16 protein-coding genes and 1 pseudogene are annotated in these 17,311 nt (G+C 27.0%); 8 read left to right on the top strand and 9 right to left on the bottom strand.

The features are described from left to right. Positions 1 to 137 precede the first annotated feature (137 nt). Positions 138 to 917, bottom strand: a complete 780-nt coding sequence (locus Q0V24_RS14725; protein ID WP_297522545.1) for an HAD-IIB family hydrolase — start codon at positions 915 to 917, stop codon at positions 138 to 140. A gap of 367 nt (positions 918 to 1,284) precedes the next feature. Here Q0V24_RS14725 and Q0V24_RS14720 point away from each other — a divergent pair, with 367 nt between their 5' ends. From Q0V24_RS14720 to Q0V24_RS14705, 4 genes are all read left to right on the top strand, one after another. Further along, entirely contained in the window at positions 1,285 to 2,508 is a 1,224-nt protein-coding gene (locus tag Q0V24_RS14720; RefSeq protein WP_297522544.1) for a transglutaminase family protein, read from the top strand. Positions 2,509 to 2,703: 195 nt separating this feature from the next. Further along, on the top strand, positions 2,704 to 2,994 hold the full coding sequence (locus Q0V24_RS14715) for a hypothetical protein (protein ID WP_297522543.1): 291 nt from the start codon (positions 2,704 to 2,706) through the stop codon (positions 2,992 to 2,994). Positions 2,995 to 3,078: 84 nt separating this feature from the next. Continuing rightward, on the top strand, positions 3,079 to 4,602 hold the full coding sequence (locus Q0V24_RS14710; RefSeq protein ID WP_297522542.1) for a Na+/H+ antiporter NhaC family protein: 1,524 nt from the start codon (positions 3,079 to 3,081) through the stop codon (positions 4,600 to 4,602). A 163-nt stretch (positions 4,603 to 4,765) separates the two neighbouring features. Continuing rightward, the gene (locus tag Q0V24_RS14705) at positions 4,766 to 6,142 is read left to right on the top strand and encodes a hypothetical protein (RefSeq protein ID WP_297522541.1); all 1,377 of its coding nucleotides are present in this window, start codon (positions 4,766 to 4,768) and stop codon (positions 6,140 to 6,142) included. Between the two features lie 59 nt (positions 6,143 to 6,201). Here Q0V24_RS14705 and Q0V24_RS14700 read toward each other — a convergent pair whose 3' ends face one another. From Q0V24_RS14700 to Q0V24_RS14680, 5 genes are all read right to left on the bottom strand, one after another. Continuing rightward, the gene (locus Q0V24_RS14700) at positions 6,202 to 6,864 is read right to left on the bottom strand and encodes a hypothetical protein (protein WP_297522540.1); all 663 of its coding nucleotides are present in this window, start codon (positions 6,862 to 6,864) and stop codon (positions 6,202 to 6,204) included. Beyond that, positions 6,851 to 7,546, bottom strand: coding sequence for an ATP-binding cassette domain-containing protein (locus Q0V24_RS14695; protein WP_297522539.1), 696 nt, complete (start codon positions 7,544 to 7,546; stop codon positions 6,851 to 6,853). The genes Q0V24_RS14700 and Q0V24_RS14695 overlap by 14 nt, the downstream gene beginning before the upstream one ends. A gap of 30 nt (positions 7,547 to 7,576) precedes the next feature. Continuing rightward, positions 7,577 to 7,942, bottom strand: a complete 366-nt coding sequence (locus tag Q0V24_RS14690) for a GntR family transcriptional regulator (protein ID WP_297522538.1) — start codon at positions 7,940 to 7,942, stop codon at positions 7,577 to 7,579. A gap of 212 nt (positions 7,943 to 8,154) precedes the next feature. Beyond that, the gene (locus Q0V24_RS14685; RefSeq protein ID WP_297522537.1) at positions 8,155 to 8,295 is read right to left on the bottom strand and encodes a hypothetical protein; all 141 of its coding nucleotides are present in this window, start codon (positions 8,293 to 8,295) and stop codon (positions 8,155 to 8,157) included. Positions 8,296 to 8,486: 191 nt separating this feature from the next. Beyond that, positions 8,487 to 8,951, bottom strand: coding sequence for an NUDIX domain-containing protein (locus Q0V24_RS14680; RefSeq protein WP_297522536.1), 465 nt, complete (start codon positions 8,949 to 8,951; stop codon positions 8,487 to 8,489). A 146-nt stretch (positions 8,952 to 9,097) separates the two neighbouring features. Between Q0V24_RS14680 and Q0V24_RS14675 the strand changes: the two genes are divergently transcribed. Both Q0V24_RS14675 and Q0V24_RS14670 read left to right on the top strand, forming a co-directional pair. Continuing rightward, on the top strand, positions 9,098 to 9,463 hold the full coding sequence (locus Q0V24_RS14675; protein WP_297522535.1) for a BlaI/MecI/CopY family transcriptional regulator: 366 nt from the start codon (positions 9,098 to 9,100) through the stop codon (positions 9,461 to 9,463). After that, positions 9,463 to 10,509 (top strand): annotated as a pseudogene (locus Q0V24_RS14670) (M56 family metallopeptidase). The gene Q0V24_RS14675 and the pseudogene Q0V24_RS14670 overlap by 1 nt, the downstream one beginning before the upstream one ends. Positions 10,510 to 10,640: 131 nt before the next feature. Here the strand turns inward: Q0V24_RS14670 and Q0V24_RS14665 are convergent. Both Q0V24_RS14665 and Q0V24_RS14660 read right to left on the bottom strand, forming a co-directional pair. After that, the gene (locus Q0V24_RS14665) at positions 10,641 to 11,063 is read right to left on the bottom strand and encodes a type II toxin-antitoxin system HicB family antitoxin (protein ID WP_297522534.1); all 423 of its coding nucleotides are present in this window, start codon (positions 11,061 to 11,063) and stop codon (positions 10,641 to 10,643) included. Positions 11,064 to 11,311: 248 nt separating this feature from the next. Continuing rightward, entirely contained in the window at positions 11,312 to 11,509 is a 198-nt protein-coding gene (locus Q0V24_RS14660) for a hypothetical protein (RefSeq protein ID WP_297522533.1), read from the bottom strand. Between the two features lie 203 nt (positions 11,510 to 11,712). On the opposite strand from Q0V24_RS14660, the gene Q0V24_RS14655 reads away from it, so the two are divergent. Then, positions 11,713 to 12,855 (top strand): hypothetical protein, encoded by a 1,143-nt coding sequence (locus Q0V24_RS14655; RefSeq protein WP_297522532.1) that lies wholly within the window; start codon positions 11,713 to 11,715, stop codon positions 12,853 to 12,855. A 168-nt stretch (positions 12,856 to 13,023) separates the two neighbouring features. Here the strand turns inward: Q0V24_RS14655 and Q0V24_RS14650 are convergent, their stop codons facing one another. After that, positions 13,024 to 15,282, bottom strand: coding sequence for a tetratricopeptide repeat protein (locus Q0V24_RS14650; RefSeq protein ID WP_297522531.1), 2,259 nt, complete (start codon positions 15,280 to 15,282; stop codon positions 13,024 to 13,026). 140 nt (positions 15,283 to 15,422) lie between these two features. On the opposite strand from Q0V24_RS14650, the gene Q0V24_RS14645 reads away from it, so the two are divergent. After that, positions 15,423 to 16,568: an amidase domain-containing protein gene (locus Q0V24_RS14645; protein WP_297522530.1), complete on the top strand. Its 1,146-nt coding sequence runs from the start codon at positions 15,423 to 15,425 to the stop codon at positions 16,566 to 16,568. The last annotated feature ends 743 nt before the right edge of the window (positions 16,569 to 17,311 follow it).

Raw genomic sequence — 17,311 nt, 5'->3', positions numbered from 1 at the left:
CAGTCGTGGAGCCGTATTGGATATGGCTCTTATTTTTTTATGAATTATTCAGGTTAATATATACTATAAGAAAAAATTTTCTATTCATATCATATATATCAAAAGCTACTAATTTTATAATAAAACCTCTTTTTGATTTAGATTAAAATATAATCATTTATACACTGTGCAACATCTTCTACTATATTTTTTGCAATACTTTTCAACCCTTCTTCAGCTCTATGGAATGTAAATGAATTTGATGTAATCTCAAACATAGCAACGTCATTATATGAATCACCTATAGTATAAACATTATCACACTTTACTTTTGCCATTTCACTCACAAGTTGAACTCCATTTCCTTTAGAACATCCTTTTGGGACTATATCTATGTAACATGTATTTCTATATGCACTTATAAATGTTCCATATTTATGATTTATATAGTTTTTCAAACTTTCTATTTCTTCAAATGGTTTATTATCAAAAGCTATTGCTAATAAACTTACATCTTCCTTTATTTCATCAAATGAAGTTATAGCTTGGAAGTTTTTAAATGGAAAATCATCTCTTTCATTAAAAAGATAAGTTTTATACCCTGTATCTATTCCAATTCTCATTTCCTTTGTTAAAATATCATCTAGTATTTCTTTTATAACTGTATTTTCCATTAATATATGTTTAACCTGATTCTTCTTAGAATCTAATATTAAAGCTCCATTGAGCAAAACATAATAATCTATCTCTATTTCATTATCTACATCTAATGTAGCAACTCCATTTAGTGGTCTACCTGTTGAAACAGTAAAAATACCACCTCTCTCTCTGAAATCTCTAATAGCTTGTCTATCTTTTTCCATAATTATATCTTTTAATATAAGTGTTCCATCTAAATCACTTGCTAACATTTTCTTTTCATTAAAATTCATTTTCATTACACTCACCTCATTTACCATTTTAATCCAAAATAATATCGATTCTTAAAACTTTATAATAATTATTTGTTAAATGAAATAAATTTCGCCTTCTCTCTTTAATAGTTATAATTATAACTTTAATTTAATTAAAATTATGATTATAACTATTATTTTTTTCATTTTTATATTATTTAATTATATATTTAATTAAATAATATAATTAAATATATATATTTCTATACATATTACAATAAAAGGCTTTTTTTCTATAATTTTTCATTTTAACTAAATTGATGATTAAAACCCTAAATGATATTATCAAATAGTAGTATTAAAAAAAAAACATTTACATATCAATAAATTTAAATCGTCAGGAGTAATTATTATGGGAAAAAGAAAAATAACACCTTTATTAGTAGCAACAATTATTACAGCAGGAATTGCGACGGGAGTACATAGTTTTAAACTTCCTGTATTAGGACAATCACACACAACAATTACAAGTAGAACAAATAGAAATAAAAAGAATGAACATAAAGCTAGTGATAGTGATAGTGATAGTGATAGTGATATTTTAGCTAGAAAAAATGAATCATTAAAAAGAAATAGCTTACTTCCAAAATCAAATAACACTCTAGATAATACAAAGGGTAAATCTAATATTAAAAGTTCAATATCTAACACTAGTACTAAAAAAATCCAAAACACTCAAAATACTGAAATAAAAAAACCTCAGAGTGATATAAATACTCATAAAACTACTTCAGTTGTTACTAGTGAATCTCATACTTTTAATGCTCCTGTTCATAAAGAAACAAAGATTGCAGCACCTACACACAAAGTATCTCCTAAACATAGCTTTGTACCAAAGCCTGCTAATAATATACAATCTAAACCAAGTTCAAATAAATCATCAATAGTTTCATCTACTAATTCAATAAAAACAGTTGTTAAACATAAACCTCACTATAATTCTCCTATAGAGAATAATAAACTTTCATTACCAGGAGGAAATATCAATGTAAATGGTTCAACTATTTCTTCTCAGTTAAAAAGTGATTCTTCTATAGCACAAACAGCTAGAGACATTACAAGTAGCTGTTCAAATGATTATCAAAAAGCACAAGCTTTATATGTTTGGGTTGCTAGAAATATGTATTATAGCAAATCAGAAGAAAATGCTGTATTAAATGGAAATGAATCAACTAATTGTGGAGCTATAAATGCTTTTAATACTAGAGAAGGTATTTGTGAAGATTTTAGTACACTATATGCTGTAATGGCTAATGATGCTGGATTAACAACTAGAGTTGTTGCAGGTCAAGGATTTGGAAATGATCACTGGATCTCTCACGCTTGGAATCAAGTTTACATTCCATCAATGGGCTGGATAAATGTAGATACAACGTTTGCTAATTCATATATAGCACTTATAAATGCAAACAACTTACCATTTAATGCAGATGGAATTTTATCAACAGAATCTTATTACACATATAGAACTTCTCAATATAGTTATAAGATTTATACTGAAGATTATTTTAATACACAAAACTTTAATACTACACACAAAAATGCTGAAGTTTTAGCACAACTTGGATCAATTTAATAAATAAATGACGAATTCATTTACTAAAAACTATAACTACTAATTTATAAAATAAATAAAAGCAGTCTTTGGTACGTATATATTACGCCTCAAAGACTGCCTTTATATTTATACGAGTAATTTCAAATTGCCTGCATAAACTCCTCCCTATCTAGAAAAACTAATCTTATAAATTTAAGTTTAGGAGTGATTTATTTGCCTAAAAGACTTGGTATCATATTACTAATTATTACTTCTATAATTTCAATATTTTTAGTGCTCAATTTCTTTTTTTGTCCAACAAAACGATTTTTTAAAAATTATAAAAATAGTATTATAGGCGTCAGATGTAAAGCTACTATATACTCAGATAACGGGACTATTTTAAAAGAATATCAAGGTAATGATGTTTATGTAAAAACTTCTGATAATGGAATTGTAGAACTTCATATCCTTAAAAAAAAATATATTTTTATAAATGCAATAGTACTTATTGAAGAATTTTAACTTTTTTATTTCCATTTCCTTGCATTAAATGTAATTTTATACTAAAATTATGTATAAATATAAATTTAATTCGAGGTGATCAATATGCAAGATTTTGGACTTTTATCTTTAATACCACCAATTTTGACTATAATACTAGCAATAAAAACTAAAAATGTAATAATTTCTTTATTCACAGGACTATTCTCTGGAGTTTTGATTTTGAATAATTATAATCCCTTCACTAGCATACAAAGTGTTATTGGTGATTATTTCTTTGTTCAACTTACAGATAGTTATAATGCTGGAGTAATTGTATTACTTAGTTTTATAGGTGGATTTGTTGCTCTTATGGAGTACTCTGGAGGTGCTAAGGCTTTTGCTATTAGCGTATCTAAATTTATCAATACAAAAATCAAAACTGTTTTAAGTGCTTGGATTGGAGGAATTTTAATATTCTTCTCTGACCTTGGCACACCACTTATAGTTGGACCTATATTTGAACCTATATTTGATAAAGCAAAAATATCTCGTGAGAAACTTGCTTGGATTATAGATTCTACAGCCTCTCCTGTAGCTGTCCTTGTGCCATTTATAGGCTGGGGGGGTTATGTTATGGGACTTTTAGAAAAAGAGTTTCAAACTTTAAATCTACCAATATCAGATTATACTGCATTTATTAATGCTATTCCTTTTCAATTTTATCCTATACTCTGCTTAGTACTTGTACCACTTATTTGTGTAATTGGTCTTGATTTTGGACCTATGGCAAAAGCTGAAAAAAGAGTATCAGAGGAAGGACTTATTCATCCTAAAGGTTCAAATCCAATGAGAAAAGGTGATAAATTTGATGAAGCTGGCGAGATAAAAAGTAAGCCTTCACTTGTCTTTATTCCTATTTTAGTACTACTTGGAACTCTTCTTGTAATACTTGTACCACTAGGTTTTCCATTTAAAAAGATAGATGGTGGTACATTTAGGGTTGCTCTTAGTACAAGCTATCTATTTGCAGCAATTAGTATAATACTTCTTATGCTAAAAAATAAAATTAAAACTTTCAAAGAATCATTTGATTTATATATTAGTGGAATGCAAAGAATGGTTTATGTTGCAATAACCCTTATTCTTGCATGGTCTCTTGGATCTGTTATAAAAAATCTTGGAACATCTTCATTTATTATCCAAATAGTTGATGGAAATCTTCCCGTTTTCTTAATTCCATTATTAATATTTATTTGTGGTGCTTGTATGTCCTTTGCTACTGGAAGCTCCTGGGGCACATTTGCAATAATGATACCACTTGCAGTTCCTCTTGCAGTAAGCCTTAATGCTCCACTCTTTGTATCTATTGGGGCAGTTTTATCTGGTGGACTTTTTGGTGACCATTGCTCACCAATATCAGATACAACTATTCTTTCTTCAACTGGTGCTGGTTGTGATTTGATAGACCATGTTAAAACTCAAACTCCTTATGCATTAGTAGCTGCTGTAGTAACTGCTATTAGTTATCTTATTGCAGGCTTTATAGAAAATAAATTTATAATTTTATTCTCTATTTTTATGCTTTTCATATTAGTATTTATAATTTATAAAGTAACCCTGAAAAAAAATAATAAAATTAAGAATTAAATTACTTTGACAAGCTTATACTTATATAGCTTGTCTTTTTTGTTTCCTTAATAAAAATTTATAAACTACTTATTAATTTTACATAAATTTTATACCAATTAAAGGAAATAAAAGTTATAATAGATTATAAGCCAATGAAATTATTTACAAGGGGTTAGTGATTATGAGAAATATCGTTATGGACTTTAATGTCGAATTAGAATCAATCAAAAAGAAAACGTTAAAAGTAAATTTATTTATAAAAAATCTTCCACAGATGGAAACTTTAAAACTTTATAAAGGAAAGACTAAAATTACAAATGCTAGTGCTTTTGTTCCTGTAAAACAAGATAAGAACTTTATGTATTTTAAACTTGATAAAAAAGATTCTCTACTTGTAGAATACACTATTGAACTTGAAACAAGTTCAAGGTTTGGAACTCTTGGTGCTATTAAAAATGATATTATTGCTTTTGCTGGGGAACAAGTATTTCTAATGCCTATGGAAGCTTTAAAACTTGGAAAACTTGATAGTGAAAATTGTTTTGATATAACTGTAGACTTTAGGTTTAAAGGATATAAAAACTCTATAATTCCATTCACTACTAATAGTAGCAATAACAAAGTTGCACTTGTAGCAAAGGGGTTTAATGAAGTATTTGAATTCGGTAAAGCCTCTTATGTATTTACAGATAGTGCTATTCCTAAAAATGCTCGTTTAAATTTATTTGCAAATTATGATATACCAGAAACTGTAAAAACAACTGTAAATACTATTTATAGCTACTATTGTGGTTTATTCAAAAAGAAAATTGATTTAAATCTTACACTTTTAAAAAATACTTCAAAGAAAAGAATTTTTGCAGGTGCAAGTAAGTCAAGTATAACTATGTCCTTTGATGAAACTAGTAAGCAAGATTATAAGTTTTTATCTAATAAAATATTCTTAGCTTTTATGCAAGAACTTGTTCCAAAGCAAGAGCTTGTAACACCTCCAAATCTTTGGATAGTAGAAGGTCTTGCCACTTATTATGAGAATAAATCTTTAGAAAAGCTATCTGATGAATTAAAAGGCGACCTTGACATATCTTTTGATGAAGAGATGAAAAAACTATATAGAATTTATCTTTATTCTATAACTAAGCATGAAAAAGTGTACAACTTCCCACCACTTCTTGATGGTGGTCTTAACTGCTATGCTTTAGTAGAATATCTTTATAATATAAAGGCTCCTATTCTTATAAAATTATTTGAAGACCATGCTAGTTTATACAAAGAAGATAATATAGTTAAATACTTGATTAATCAGAAACCTAAAGAAAAGTTTTTACAGCCAAATATGCTTAAAACTATCTTAAAAGATAAACTTGATTATATAGCACCAAACTATATTTTTGGAACAGAACGTATTCCTCTTGATATAGATATAAAAGGTAGTGTAGAAGATATTAAACCTGTTTTAGAGGACTTTGAGAAAACAATGGCAACTTACTTTACTTTTGAAAATTTAAAGCCACCTGTAAGTGAAATTACTGAAGAAGACTTTGAAATATTTAAATAATATAAAAATAGACATGCATAGTTGAATTATGCATGTCTATTTACTATTTATATCTTTTTTTAATTATATGTCTTTTCTATATCATTCCAATACTTTATAAATCCTATAAAACTTAAAATAAAGACTGTTCCTCCTGCTATAAGCAAGAATAATGCTGGGTCTTTAAAAAACTTTTCTATATATATAAATATTAAAGCTATTATCAAATCAAATCCTAAAATAGTAAACATACCTTTTTTCTTTCCAAATCCTTTTACAAGACATAAGATAGTAGCTATAAAAGTTTGAAAAAATATAATTAATGAAATCAAAAATGCATCTATTACATAGCTTATTGCTGGAACTATCTCACTTTTACCAAATAAAACTCCATTTATTACAATCCCAAATATTACAAATATAGTTATTGGCATAATACTCGGTTTTAATTCTGCAATAAATAATTCTTTTTTTGTAAGTGGAATATTACTTATATTCATATATGGCTTTTTTAAACCTATTTGTGGTATTACATTTTTCAATATAAAAATAGGATATAAAAAACATAAAAATATAATTAGCATGATTAGATTAGCATAAACCCGTGAAATCAGCCCTCCAAAATCTTCGCTTACAAAAAACTTCATTGCTATAACAATAATTCCAACACCTATGATTAATAACTGAACTTGTCTAAATGCACTCGTCATATCATAATTCCAATCTTTTTTAATTCCACTCATTCCCATACACCCCTTTATATAAACTAACTAAAGATTTACCCTCTAGTCTTAAATCTTCAACTAAACTATTACAAACAATCTTTCCTTTTTTCAATAAAATAACTCTATCTAAAACACCTTCAATTTCAGATACTAAATGACTTGAGATAATAATTGTACTTTCCATATCAAAATTTTCTAAAATCATTCTAATTATTTCTTCTCTATCAATTATATCTATGGCTGCAAATGGCTCATCTAGAATATATAATCTTGCCTTAATTGATAATGCTAATGCTAAATGCAACTTTTCATTTTGGCCCTTAGATAACTTTTTTACTTCATCATTATTTTTTAGATTAAATTTCCCAAGCATTTTTTCACATTTATTTCTATCAAAAAGTTTAAAATATTTACTATAATAATCACAAGCATCACTGACATACCAATCACTTGGAATTATAGGAACATCACTCATATATCCTATTTTCCCTTTTGATAATACACTCATTTTTTCTCCATCAAAGAAATACTCACCACTATCAATATTTATTTGACCCCCAAGAATTTTTAATAGTGTACTCTTACCCTCAGCATTAGGGGCTACTACACCTATAATTTCACCTTTTAAAATTTCTAAGTTAACATTATCCAAAATCACTTTATTACCATAACGCTTATTTAAATTCACTAATTTAACCATAACTTCTCCTTCATTCTCAAATTCTTTTAACTATAAACTTTCTGACTTCAATATCTCTATTGCCCCTTCTTTTGATATACCTATACCATCCATATCAATTATAAATTTTCTTGAAATTTGCTTTGCCATTTCAAGTTGTAAATCTGCTTCTTTTTTAACCTCACTAATAAATGAACCCATTCCTCTTTTAGTGTAAGTTACCTCTAATTCTTCAAGCTTTGAATATGCTCTTTGCATTGTATTAGGATTAACTTTTAAAGCTAATGACATCTCTCTTATAGATGGTAACTTTTCATTTTCACAAAGTTCACCTATAGCAACTTTTCTTTTAACTAAATCTACAATTTGCATATAAATAGGTTCACTATTATTAAATTCTATATTTCTAAAATCCAATTTTTAATCACCTCCAACTGTACTACCTTTCTAGTACACTAATATCATATTATAATTACTAAATTTTGTAAATACAATACTGAATTTTATTTCTAATAATCGTTAGTCATATTTCGACTTTTATTAACACTTTAAAAATCAAAAGCAGTAGGAGATAAAATTCTCCTACTGCTAGTTTTAACTATTAAATTCTAATTTAATATACCTCTTTATCACTTCTCTGTTACAAGAGAAGCTATCTTAAAGCCTTTTTCTACAACTTCCTTTTCATCAATATACTTATCTATATGCATACAGTGTACAAAGCCTCTCAAATGCTCTAGTATTGTTTTTTCTATCTTTCCTATATACATATGTCCATTTCCTTTATAATCTACTCCACAAGTATCGTGATAGATCTAATCAATATCTCTTATTAAAAATTCATTTAAAATATTTATAGGTATGCAATTTGCATCTCCACTATAATATAAAATTTTTCCATCTATACTAAGTTTAAACCCATATGAATCCATGCTATCTGTATGGCTAACTTCATTAAAAATTACTTTTGTATAATCTTTTCAATTTTATCTGGAATATTTAAAAGTCCTTCTTCTAAAAACTTTGGATAAACCTTAATATTATTTATAAGCTCTAAATTAAACCACTTATAAATTAAATCTTCCCTGCCTTCTTTTCCTATGTATGTTTTATTCTTATCTGCAAACTCTCTACTGACAAGTTCTGTTAAATAGTAAAAACCTATCTCATGATACTGACTTTTCTCATATACAAAGAAATCTTCTGTAAGGTACACTTGTCTTATAGGTTTTACAATAGCATTTAACTCTTCTTTATACTCTCTTATAACAGTATCATAAGTTTCTTCCATAAATTCTGTTCTACCACCTGGGATAGACCAAAAATCATCACTTTCTTTTCTTTCTAAAAATACATATCCATCCTCTATAATAATTCCCGCTGTTCTTAAATTAAAAACAACACCATTTTCTTCAAACTTTATCATCACTTTCACCTCTTCTTAACTATTTTCTTCTATATATTAAATTTTATTTTATAAAAAAACAAGGGAAATATTGTAAATTAAATTCATTGATGATATGCTTATAAATAAATACGGTCTACTATCAATAGACCTCATGCAAGAAGGAGATGTTTTTATTGTATAAACTTGGTGAAGCTGAAACTAAATTTGCAAATATAATTTGGGATAATGAGCCTATGAACTCTGGAGAACTAGTTATAAAATGCGAAATTTTGTTGTCTTGGAAAAAATCTACTACCTACACAATCCTAAAAAAACTTTCTAGTAAAGGATTTTTCAAAAATGAAAATACTATAGTCACTTCTTTAATTTCTAGAAACGATTATTCTAAGATGCAAAGTGAAGAATTTATAGAAACTTCCTTCAATGGATCTTTACCCAAATTTTTAACTGCTTTTATGAATGGAAAAATACTAAAGAAAAATGAAATCATAGAAATTAAAAATTTGATAGAAAGTCATATGGAGGATTAATGCCTATAAGCCCTATTAATATTTATTCTCTAGAAGATATTACAAGTTCTATACCTAGATCCATAAACACTGCTATTACAATACCACCTACTAGTCCTATGACTAGCATACCCTTTACACAAATAACATCAATAATTTGGTTTTTAGTTGTTATATTCATCCTTTCATATAGTTTTTTTAATTTTAATAAATTCAAAAAAACTCTCAAAACATCTTATAATACAAAAGATAATATCTATCAATCTGATACCATTAAAACACCCTTTGTATTAGGAATTTTAAAACCTAAAATATATATACCTGTAGCTATAAAAAGTCACGAAGAGGAATATATTCTCGAACATGAAAAAATTCATATTAAAAGATATGACTATATAATCAAACTGATTTTTTATATAACAGCTTGTATACACTGGTTTAACCCACTTATTTGAATTTCTTATAACCTTATGACTAAAGATATTGAAATGTCTTGTGACGAGGCAGTGATATCAAAACTTGGAAAAGATATAAAAAAAGATTATTCAAATTCACTACTATCAATCGCTATAAATGATCAATCTATAATAAATAAACTTGCTTTTGGAAGTAGTTCTATAAAAAGCAGAATTAAAAATATATTATCTTATAAAAAACCTAAAACTATAATTACTTTAATCCTAATTATGACGACTTTGCTACTTACATTTACTATTATAAGCACTACATCAACTCCTAGTGCTATAGACCTTACTCCCAATAGTAATCCTACAATTATTGAAATTGAAAACAATACTAATTTAAAACAAGATTTTTTACCTATCGTATATGAAAACTATGAGTCCTTGCCTGATTATTCTTATACTGGTGATAACATTGCAAAAAAAATAGCAACAGAAGTTGCTCTTCAAAAATACGGTAAATATTATAAAGGTCAATTCAATATCGTTGATGCACATATTTTTGATGTTTATCAAGAAAAAAATAAAATTAAAATATTTGCAAATATTCATATTGAAGGATTTATTCTTTCTAATAAGACAGTTATCCTGAAGATGTATTTATAGCTATAACGTAAACTACTCACTACTTAGCTAAATCTTGAAGTGAGCATTTCCTATTAAAATCAAAAAATGTGCATAGGAATATCTATCCTTTGCACGTTTTTATTCTCAATAAGTATATCTATCTAATAATTTTAATTATCTTCTAAATCTTTTTCAATTGTTAAAATTAAGCTTTCTAATGCATCCCCCAAATTTTCTTTATTCTTTTTTGCAATATGAGTAAGCCAACTTGGTATATGTTCTTCTCTATCTATCGGATTTTTTTTCATACTTTCTTTAAAATTATTCATATTAACAGTTATCTCAATAGCTTTATCATTCATATCAATAAGTTCTACATCATTAACGGTAAGAGGTACTGGCAAACTTTCATCAGCCTCTACTCTTCCATAAACATAAAACTCTAAAATATCCTTAGCTAATAATAAGCCATGTTCAAATGTATCTGAATAAGTAAAGCATTCATCAAAATTAGGGAACTTTATTGAGTAACCAAGCTCACCATCATTATGAAATATAGCTAAAAATGTATAACTTTCCTCTAAATTTTCCATAAGTGTTACTCTCCTTTATACTGAATTTATATAGATTTTAATTATATAACAAAGTATTAAATCTTCATATTCACATTTAATATTAAAAAATCATTTTTGAGCTACATATATACGATTCTCATCTTATTTTCATTAAAATACAGTATAATTTCATATAAATAACTATATTATTTTTCTAAATTAAAAAAGAATACATCATTTTAAATGATATATTCTTAATTATATTATTTATTCAAAAATAACTTAAACTATTTTCCAAATGTTTCATTAATATGTTTTTTCAATGCCCAAAAATCATCTTCTGAATAAACGCTATCTTCCACACTATAACTTTGTTCATTTATTTTAGCCATACAGTACAAAGCTTTTCGGCACTCATCCTCTGATTCTATATAAAAATCCAACTCATATGCTAATTCATATAATAGTTCCTTTAAATAGTCCATGTCTACTCCTAAAATATTACTACTGTACTAATTATATTAGATACCTTCTAATTTTATTATATGTATTCATTTAAATAAATCTACAGGAATTTATATAAAATTTACTTTCCGATAAAATATTTTTTCATTCATGGTCATTATGTAACTATTACCTTTTGCATAGAATATTATATAACTATAAATATAAAATAGAGGTGATACTATTGGCAGCTGTTTTAGATGCTCTCTTATATACTTTCAACTCTGAAGACTCTACATTAGAATATTCAGAAGCAATTAAATTTAATTTTGATTACTCCTCTGATAAAGATATTCTTTTCAAAAAAAATGATAATTCTACATTCTGCATTTTAAAACCTGGAAAATACCTAATAAATTGGTGGGTTGGTACTCAAAGTGGTTCCTATGGGACATCTGTATCATTTGGAATAAAATATATGTTAGATAATAAGCCTACTTATAAAGTTTCTTCTACACCACTCAAAACTGGTTATTTAAGTGGTAATACAATCTTAGATATACATGAGAATCAATTACCATTTGAATTTGAACTAGTTAATCTGTCTGGTTTTACAGAGCAACAAAAATCAGTAGTTGTTTTAGCACTTGATACTGTGGTACAAGCTGGTATGACAGCAATGGAAATTGCTCCAAAAGGAGAAAAAGGAGATAATGGTCTTATTGGCCCTAAAGGTGATGAAGGTCATAAAGGAAATCCTGGACCTCGTGGGGAAAGAGGCTCTGTAGGTCCTCGTGGACTTTTGGGACCTCGCGGACTTACTGGCGATAGAGGTCTTCGTGGACTTACTGGTGATAAAGGTGTCAAAGGTAATCTTGGACCATCGGGAACTGCAAGAAAACTTTCTTCGTCATCCTCATCAGTAAAATCAAAAGATTTCATATCTATCCCTTCAAAATCTGCTATTATTTTTAATGAAGTTGATATAAGTTTTGTAATGGATGGCGATAAAATCTCAAGAGATTCTGCTATTGTTTTTGAAGGAAATGGTGATATAACTTTTGAAGAAATTGGACTTTATGATTTGGCTTGGTATCTATGTATTGAGGGAATTGAGCAAGTTTCAGAATTTTCATTTAGTGTTATTAAAGTTATTGATAACATCCCCAACTTTGAAAGCCCACTAATTAAATGTACCTACCCTCAACTTATTGTCGGTGCAACACATGCCCAAGGGTTAATTCCTATAACAGAAAAAACTACTATTAGACTTATTAATTCAAGTGTTCCTTCTGGAAATAATTCAGGACAAGGACAAATACAATTAACTCGAAATATAGAAGTTAAAGGACGACTTAAGATAATTGCATATACAATAGGAAAATAAACTATAAAAGATATGTGTAATTAAAAGGTTCTTTCTCATCTTTAGATAACTAGAATAACTAACACATCAGAAAAGGGCATCCGAAAATGCCCTTTTGTTGTATCCTTAATTTTTATACCCATACTTAAGTAAGAACCTAAAATCTTCTAAATAATTATCCTTTTCTTACTAATATTTCAGCATTGTTCTATAATGATTCACTTTAGTTTTATCCTTTTTAGCAATATAAATATCTATTAATTTTTTTAATGTTTCTTGTTTTATAGGTTCATAATCTAAACATTTTTCTAATACTTCAATAGCTTTTGCAACTTTTTTAACTTTCATATATACAACTGCCATATTAGTCATTAGTTCATACTTAATGCTTTCAAATTCTACACTATCAAGTGATTTGATAACCTTTTTAGACTCTTTTATTAACTCTTCATTTTGCTCTGTATCAAATAATAATTTTAATTTTTTAACTTTAATATAAATATTATCTTCTTTCATCAAAGCTCTATCGTAAAATTCAAGTGCTATTTTATACTCTCCTTTTTTATGATAAATCCATGCAATTTCACCTAAAACTATTATATTATCTTCTTTTTGCTCTAAAAGCTCATTATATATACTTAATGCTTTATCTCTTTTATCTAAATTTTCATAACAATTTGCTATTCCAAAATAATAGCTTATATCATCTGAAATTTTAATAGCTTTTTTGTAATCTTTAATAGCAGATTTATAGTCCTTAATCGCCTCTTTAACTAAAGCTCTATTACTATAAATAATTGCTAAACTTGGATCGATTTTTTCTGCTTTATCATAATACTCTAAAGATTTATCCATCATATCCTGATTAAAATAACTAAGTGCAATATCATTATATAACTCTGCTAGTCCATCTGATATTTTTTCTGCTCTAAACAGAACTTCCCGTGCTTTCTCATACTCTGAAAGTTCACTATATGAAGCTGATATCATTCTTAAAAGCATATAATCATCATCTTCAGCCTCTAAATACTCATTTACATACTTTATAACCTCTTCAAATTCTGAATTAGTATATGCAATATATGAAAGATAATATAAAGCACCAGTACTTTCTTCATCACCAATTTCAAGTGTTTTTAAAAAATCCACTTTTCCTAAATCGCCATCTTTTAAATAATACGAACACTTTCCTCTAAAGAAATAATCTTCTGCAATACTTTGACTAGATAACTCTATTGATTTTGTAAAATTTTCTTTAGCAACTTCAAATCTTTCTAAATGATAATTACAAATTGCAATATTTCCATAAAAACTTTCTGTTGTTTCTAAAAATAATCCCTTCTTAAGAAATTCTATTGCTATTTCAAATTCCTCTCTATCCATATATATTTTTCCAATCAAATCATATATATACGGATTTTTATTATCTAACTCTACTAAATTCAAATAATCCTCTAATGCTAAATCATCCTCATCTAAAGCTCTATAAATAGCAGCTCTTTTATAATAATACTCAGTATTATCTTTCTCTAACGAAATAGCCTTACTAATAGATTCTAATGCATCATCAAATTTATTATCAATAAGCTGACAATATGAAAGTTTCATATATGCATCGGCATACTTATCATTTATAGCTATAAGTACTTCTAATATCTCTCTAGCTTCCTCAATTTCTTTTAATTGTATATATAAATCAGCTAAATAAAAATATGCTATATGATACCCTGGTTCAATTTTTATAGTTTTTTTATAATCTGTTACAGATTTCTCTACAAGACCTAGCATCCTATGTATAATTGCTCTATTATAATAATAATTTGCATTATTCCCTTCTAAAACAATCGCTTTAGTTATATACTCTAATGCCTTTTCAATATCACCTTCTTCAAAATAACATCCTGCAAGCCCAGAATAAATTTCATGATCTTCTTTCTCTAGGACATATGCCTTCTCAAAATATACTAATGCTTCATTCGTGCTGGCAAGGCTCATATAAACAAATCCAAGTCTTTTAAGCCCATCTAAACTCTTAGGGTTAATTTCTAATGCCTTTAAAAAGCTTATTATTGATTCTGTTTCATTTCTTAACTTTTCATAAGCTTTTCCCCTTAAAATATAATACTCAAAAGCTTTACCATCCATACTAATAGCTTTTTCAATATCAGTAATTGAATCCTTAAAATTATTATCTAAAAACTCCCCATAGGCTCTATAGTAGTAAAAAATATCCTCATCACTTAAAATATCTTCATACTCTGAACATAAATCTAATATTTCCTCACTACTCTTTATAGTTCTCTCTTTAGCATAATCTCCAAGATATAACTCAATTTCTTTTAAGAAGCTTTCTAATGCTTCTTCTTTAGTTACATCTAAGTTTATTTTTTTCTTTTCATTTTCTTTTTTATCTATATCATAAAAGAATTCATCTATTATATCTAACATCTTTATCTCCTTAAAAGCTTTCTTCCTACTCATTCTATGTTATACACTACTTAGCTATTAATATCAAATCTTTTTAATTAAATTTATCTTTTTTGGTTAAACTATCCTTATTAACTTTAAATACAAAGGAGTTGTAAAAATTGAATTACAAAAACATCTTACCCATATTTATATTCTTGTCCCTTACTATTAATTTATATTCAAAGGTTGTCTATGCTGTTCCAAATCAAGCTTATTTAGTTGATGTTGAGTTTATAGAAAAAGATAATGATACGCTTAACGATGACCTATATAAAAAACTTGAGCCATTATTAACAGAATTATTCATTGAAAGAAACGATTCTATTCTTTCATTTGACTCAGATAGCCTTAGAAAATATTATAACTTAAATCAAAAACCAAGTCTTTACGCTTTTGAAAATGAAGCAAAAAAAATTAAATATTTAGGTAATTGGTGTGAAAAACAAGGAATAACCTTTTCTGAAATTAAATCTAAAGTGAAAGTAAAGAAAATCAAAAAGAAAGATTCTAATTTATACAGTACCATTGCTGTAGTATCAACTGAATTTCATTATAATTATGATAATGATGATGAAAAAAAAGATAATATGTTTCGTTTAGGTACATATCATTATTTAAATATTAAACTTGAAGATGAAAGCTTTATTATAACAAAAGAATGGTATACTGACCCATTTGCAGACTCATTAGACTTAAACAACTTAAAATCACAAGAAATTAAAGATTATATCTCTAAAAAAAATCTACCTGAATTAAATTTACCTGATAGAGTAAAGAAAGCTATGACATATGCCCATAAATTCTGTGGTGCTGCTGCAGATGATGAAGATGGTTTTAACTATAATAACAAATATACAGATTTTAACCCAGCTGGTGGTGACTGTGCAAACTTTGCATCCCAAATTTTACATGAAGGTGGGAATTTCAAAAAAAATAATACTTGGAACTATATAGATGGTGCTGGAAGTATCGCTTGGGTAAATGCCCAAGGTTTTAAAAATTATATGATTGAAAGTGGAAGAGGTTCTTTAATATCTAAAGGGAAATATCAAGATGTTTATAAAGCCTCTTATAACCTTAGACCTGGAGATTTTGTTGCTTATGAAAAGAAAGGTAGAATTACACACATATCAACAGTTACAGGACTTGACTCAAAAGGTTACCCTTTAGTAACATGTCATAATACAGATAGACTTCTAGTCCCTTATGACCTTGGTTGGAGCAATCCCGATATTACATTCCACCTAGTACATACACATTATTAAAAAATAATATGATTTTTTATTTTTATTTTTAAGTTTTATATTTATTTAGAAAAACTTATCTTTAATTGCATATGTGCTTAATGAAACCTAAATTTCACTATTTTAGTTTAAAGAACTAAAAAAGAGACATATCTTAGAATCTCTTCGCTATGTCAAGGACAAAATAAAAAAGAGGACTACGAAGCTAGAAGATGATTTCGGTATTGAACCATAGCCATCAGGCTAAAAGAACCAATAAAAGTAAATTCTATAAAATAGCTATTCAAGAAATATTATTTGTATATTTTTCTTGAATAGCTTATTTTTTATGCTGAAATATAACTTTTTTTATTAAGGTATAAACTTAATAAAGCCTTTCTATATAGGAATTCTATAAAATCATCATTAAGCTCCTCATTTAATGATTGAGCCTATATTATAATTCCGCACTGAACTTCAAGCATACCACATAAAGAAACAAATTTTCTTTTAAAAGAATCTGAATAGGCTATAGATTTTCCACTCACTCTTTGAACATTACTATTATTTTTAACTATTTAACTCCCTTTCACTAAAAATAATTTCACCCATAAATCCCCTCCAAATTGTTATTTATAATTAATCATACAAAAAGAACCCTATAGATGACACTCTTTATTAAAGTATCTAGTCTATAGGATCCATTTTAATATATCTCTAAATTTTATTGAATTTTTATTTCTTTTTTAAATTAACAATCTAAAATTTTTACATTTATAAGGAGT

This window comes from uncultured Clostridium sp., from assembly GCF_947039605.1.
Lineage (GTDB): Bacteria > Bacillota > Clostridia > Clostridiales > Clostridiaceae > Sarcina.
Note: the sequence above shows the minus strand (reverse complement) of the source record. Positions and strands in the feature narration are given on the sequence as shown.

Excerpts from the sequence above, each read along its gene's own strand:
- Q0V24_RS14725 (WP_297522545.1), bottom strand. The coding sequence starts at position 917 with ATGAAAATGAATTTTAATGAAAAGAAAATGTTAGCAAGTGATTTAGAT.
- Q0V24_RS14720 (WP_297522544.1), top strand. The coding sequence starts at position 1,285 with ATGGGAAAAAGAAAAATAACACCTTTATTAGTAGCAACAATTATTACA.
- Q0V24_RS14710 (WP_297522542.1), top strand. The coding sequence starts at position 3,079 with ATGCAAGATTTTGGACTTTTATCTTTAATACCACCAATTTTGACTATA.
- Q0V24_RS14705 (WP_297522541.1), top strand. The coding sequence starts at position 4,766 with ATGAGAAATATCGTTATGGACTTTAATGTCGAATTAGAATCAATCAAA.
- Q0V24_RS14700 (WP_297522540.1), bottom strand. The coding sequence starts at position 6,864 with ATGAGTGGAATTAAAAAAGATTGGAATTATGATATGACGAGTGCATTT.
- Q0V24_RS14695 (WP_297522539.1), bottom strand. The coding sequence starts at position 7,546 with ATGGTTAAATTAGTGAATTTAAATAAGCGTTATGGTAATAAAGTGATT.
- Q0V24_RS14685 (WP_297522537.1), bottom strand. The coding sequence starts at position 8,295 with ATGTATATAGGAAAGATAGAAAAAACAATACTAGAGCATTTGAGAGGC.
- Q0V24_RS14680 (WP_297522536.1), bottom strand. The coding sequence starts at position 8,951 with ATGATAAAGTTTGAAGAAAATGGTGTTGTTTTTAATTTAAGAACAGCG.
- Q0V24_RS14675 (WP_297522535.1), top strand. The coding sequence starts at position 9,098 with ATGTTTTTATTGTATAAACTTGGTGAAGCTGAAACTAAATTTGCAAAT.
- Q0V24_RS14665 (WP_297522534.1), bottom strand. The coding sequence starts at position 11,063 with ATGGAAAATTTAGAGGAAAGTTATACATTTTTAGCTATATTTCATAAT.
- Q0V24_RS14660 (WP_297522533.1), bottom strand. The coding sequence starts at position 11,509 with ATGGACTATTTAAAGGAACTATTATATGAATTAGCATATGAGTTGGAT.
- Q0V24_RS14650 (WP_297522531.1), bottom strand. The coding sequence starts at position 15,282 with ATGTTAGATATAATAGATGAATTCTTTTATGATATAGATAAAAAAGAA.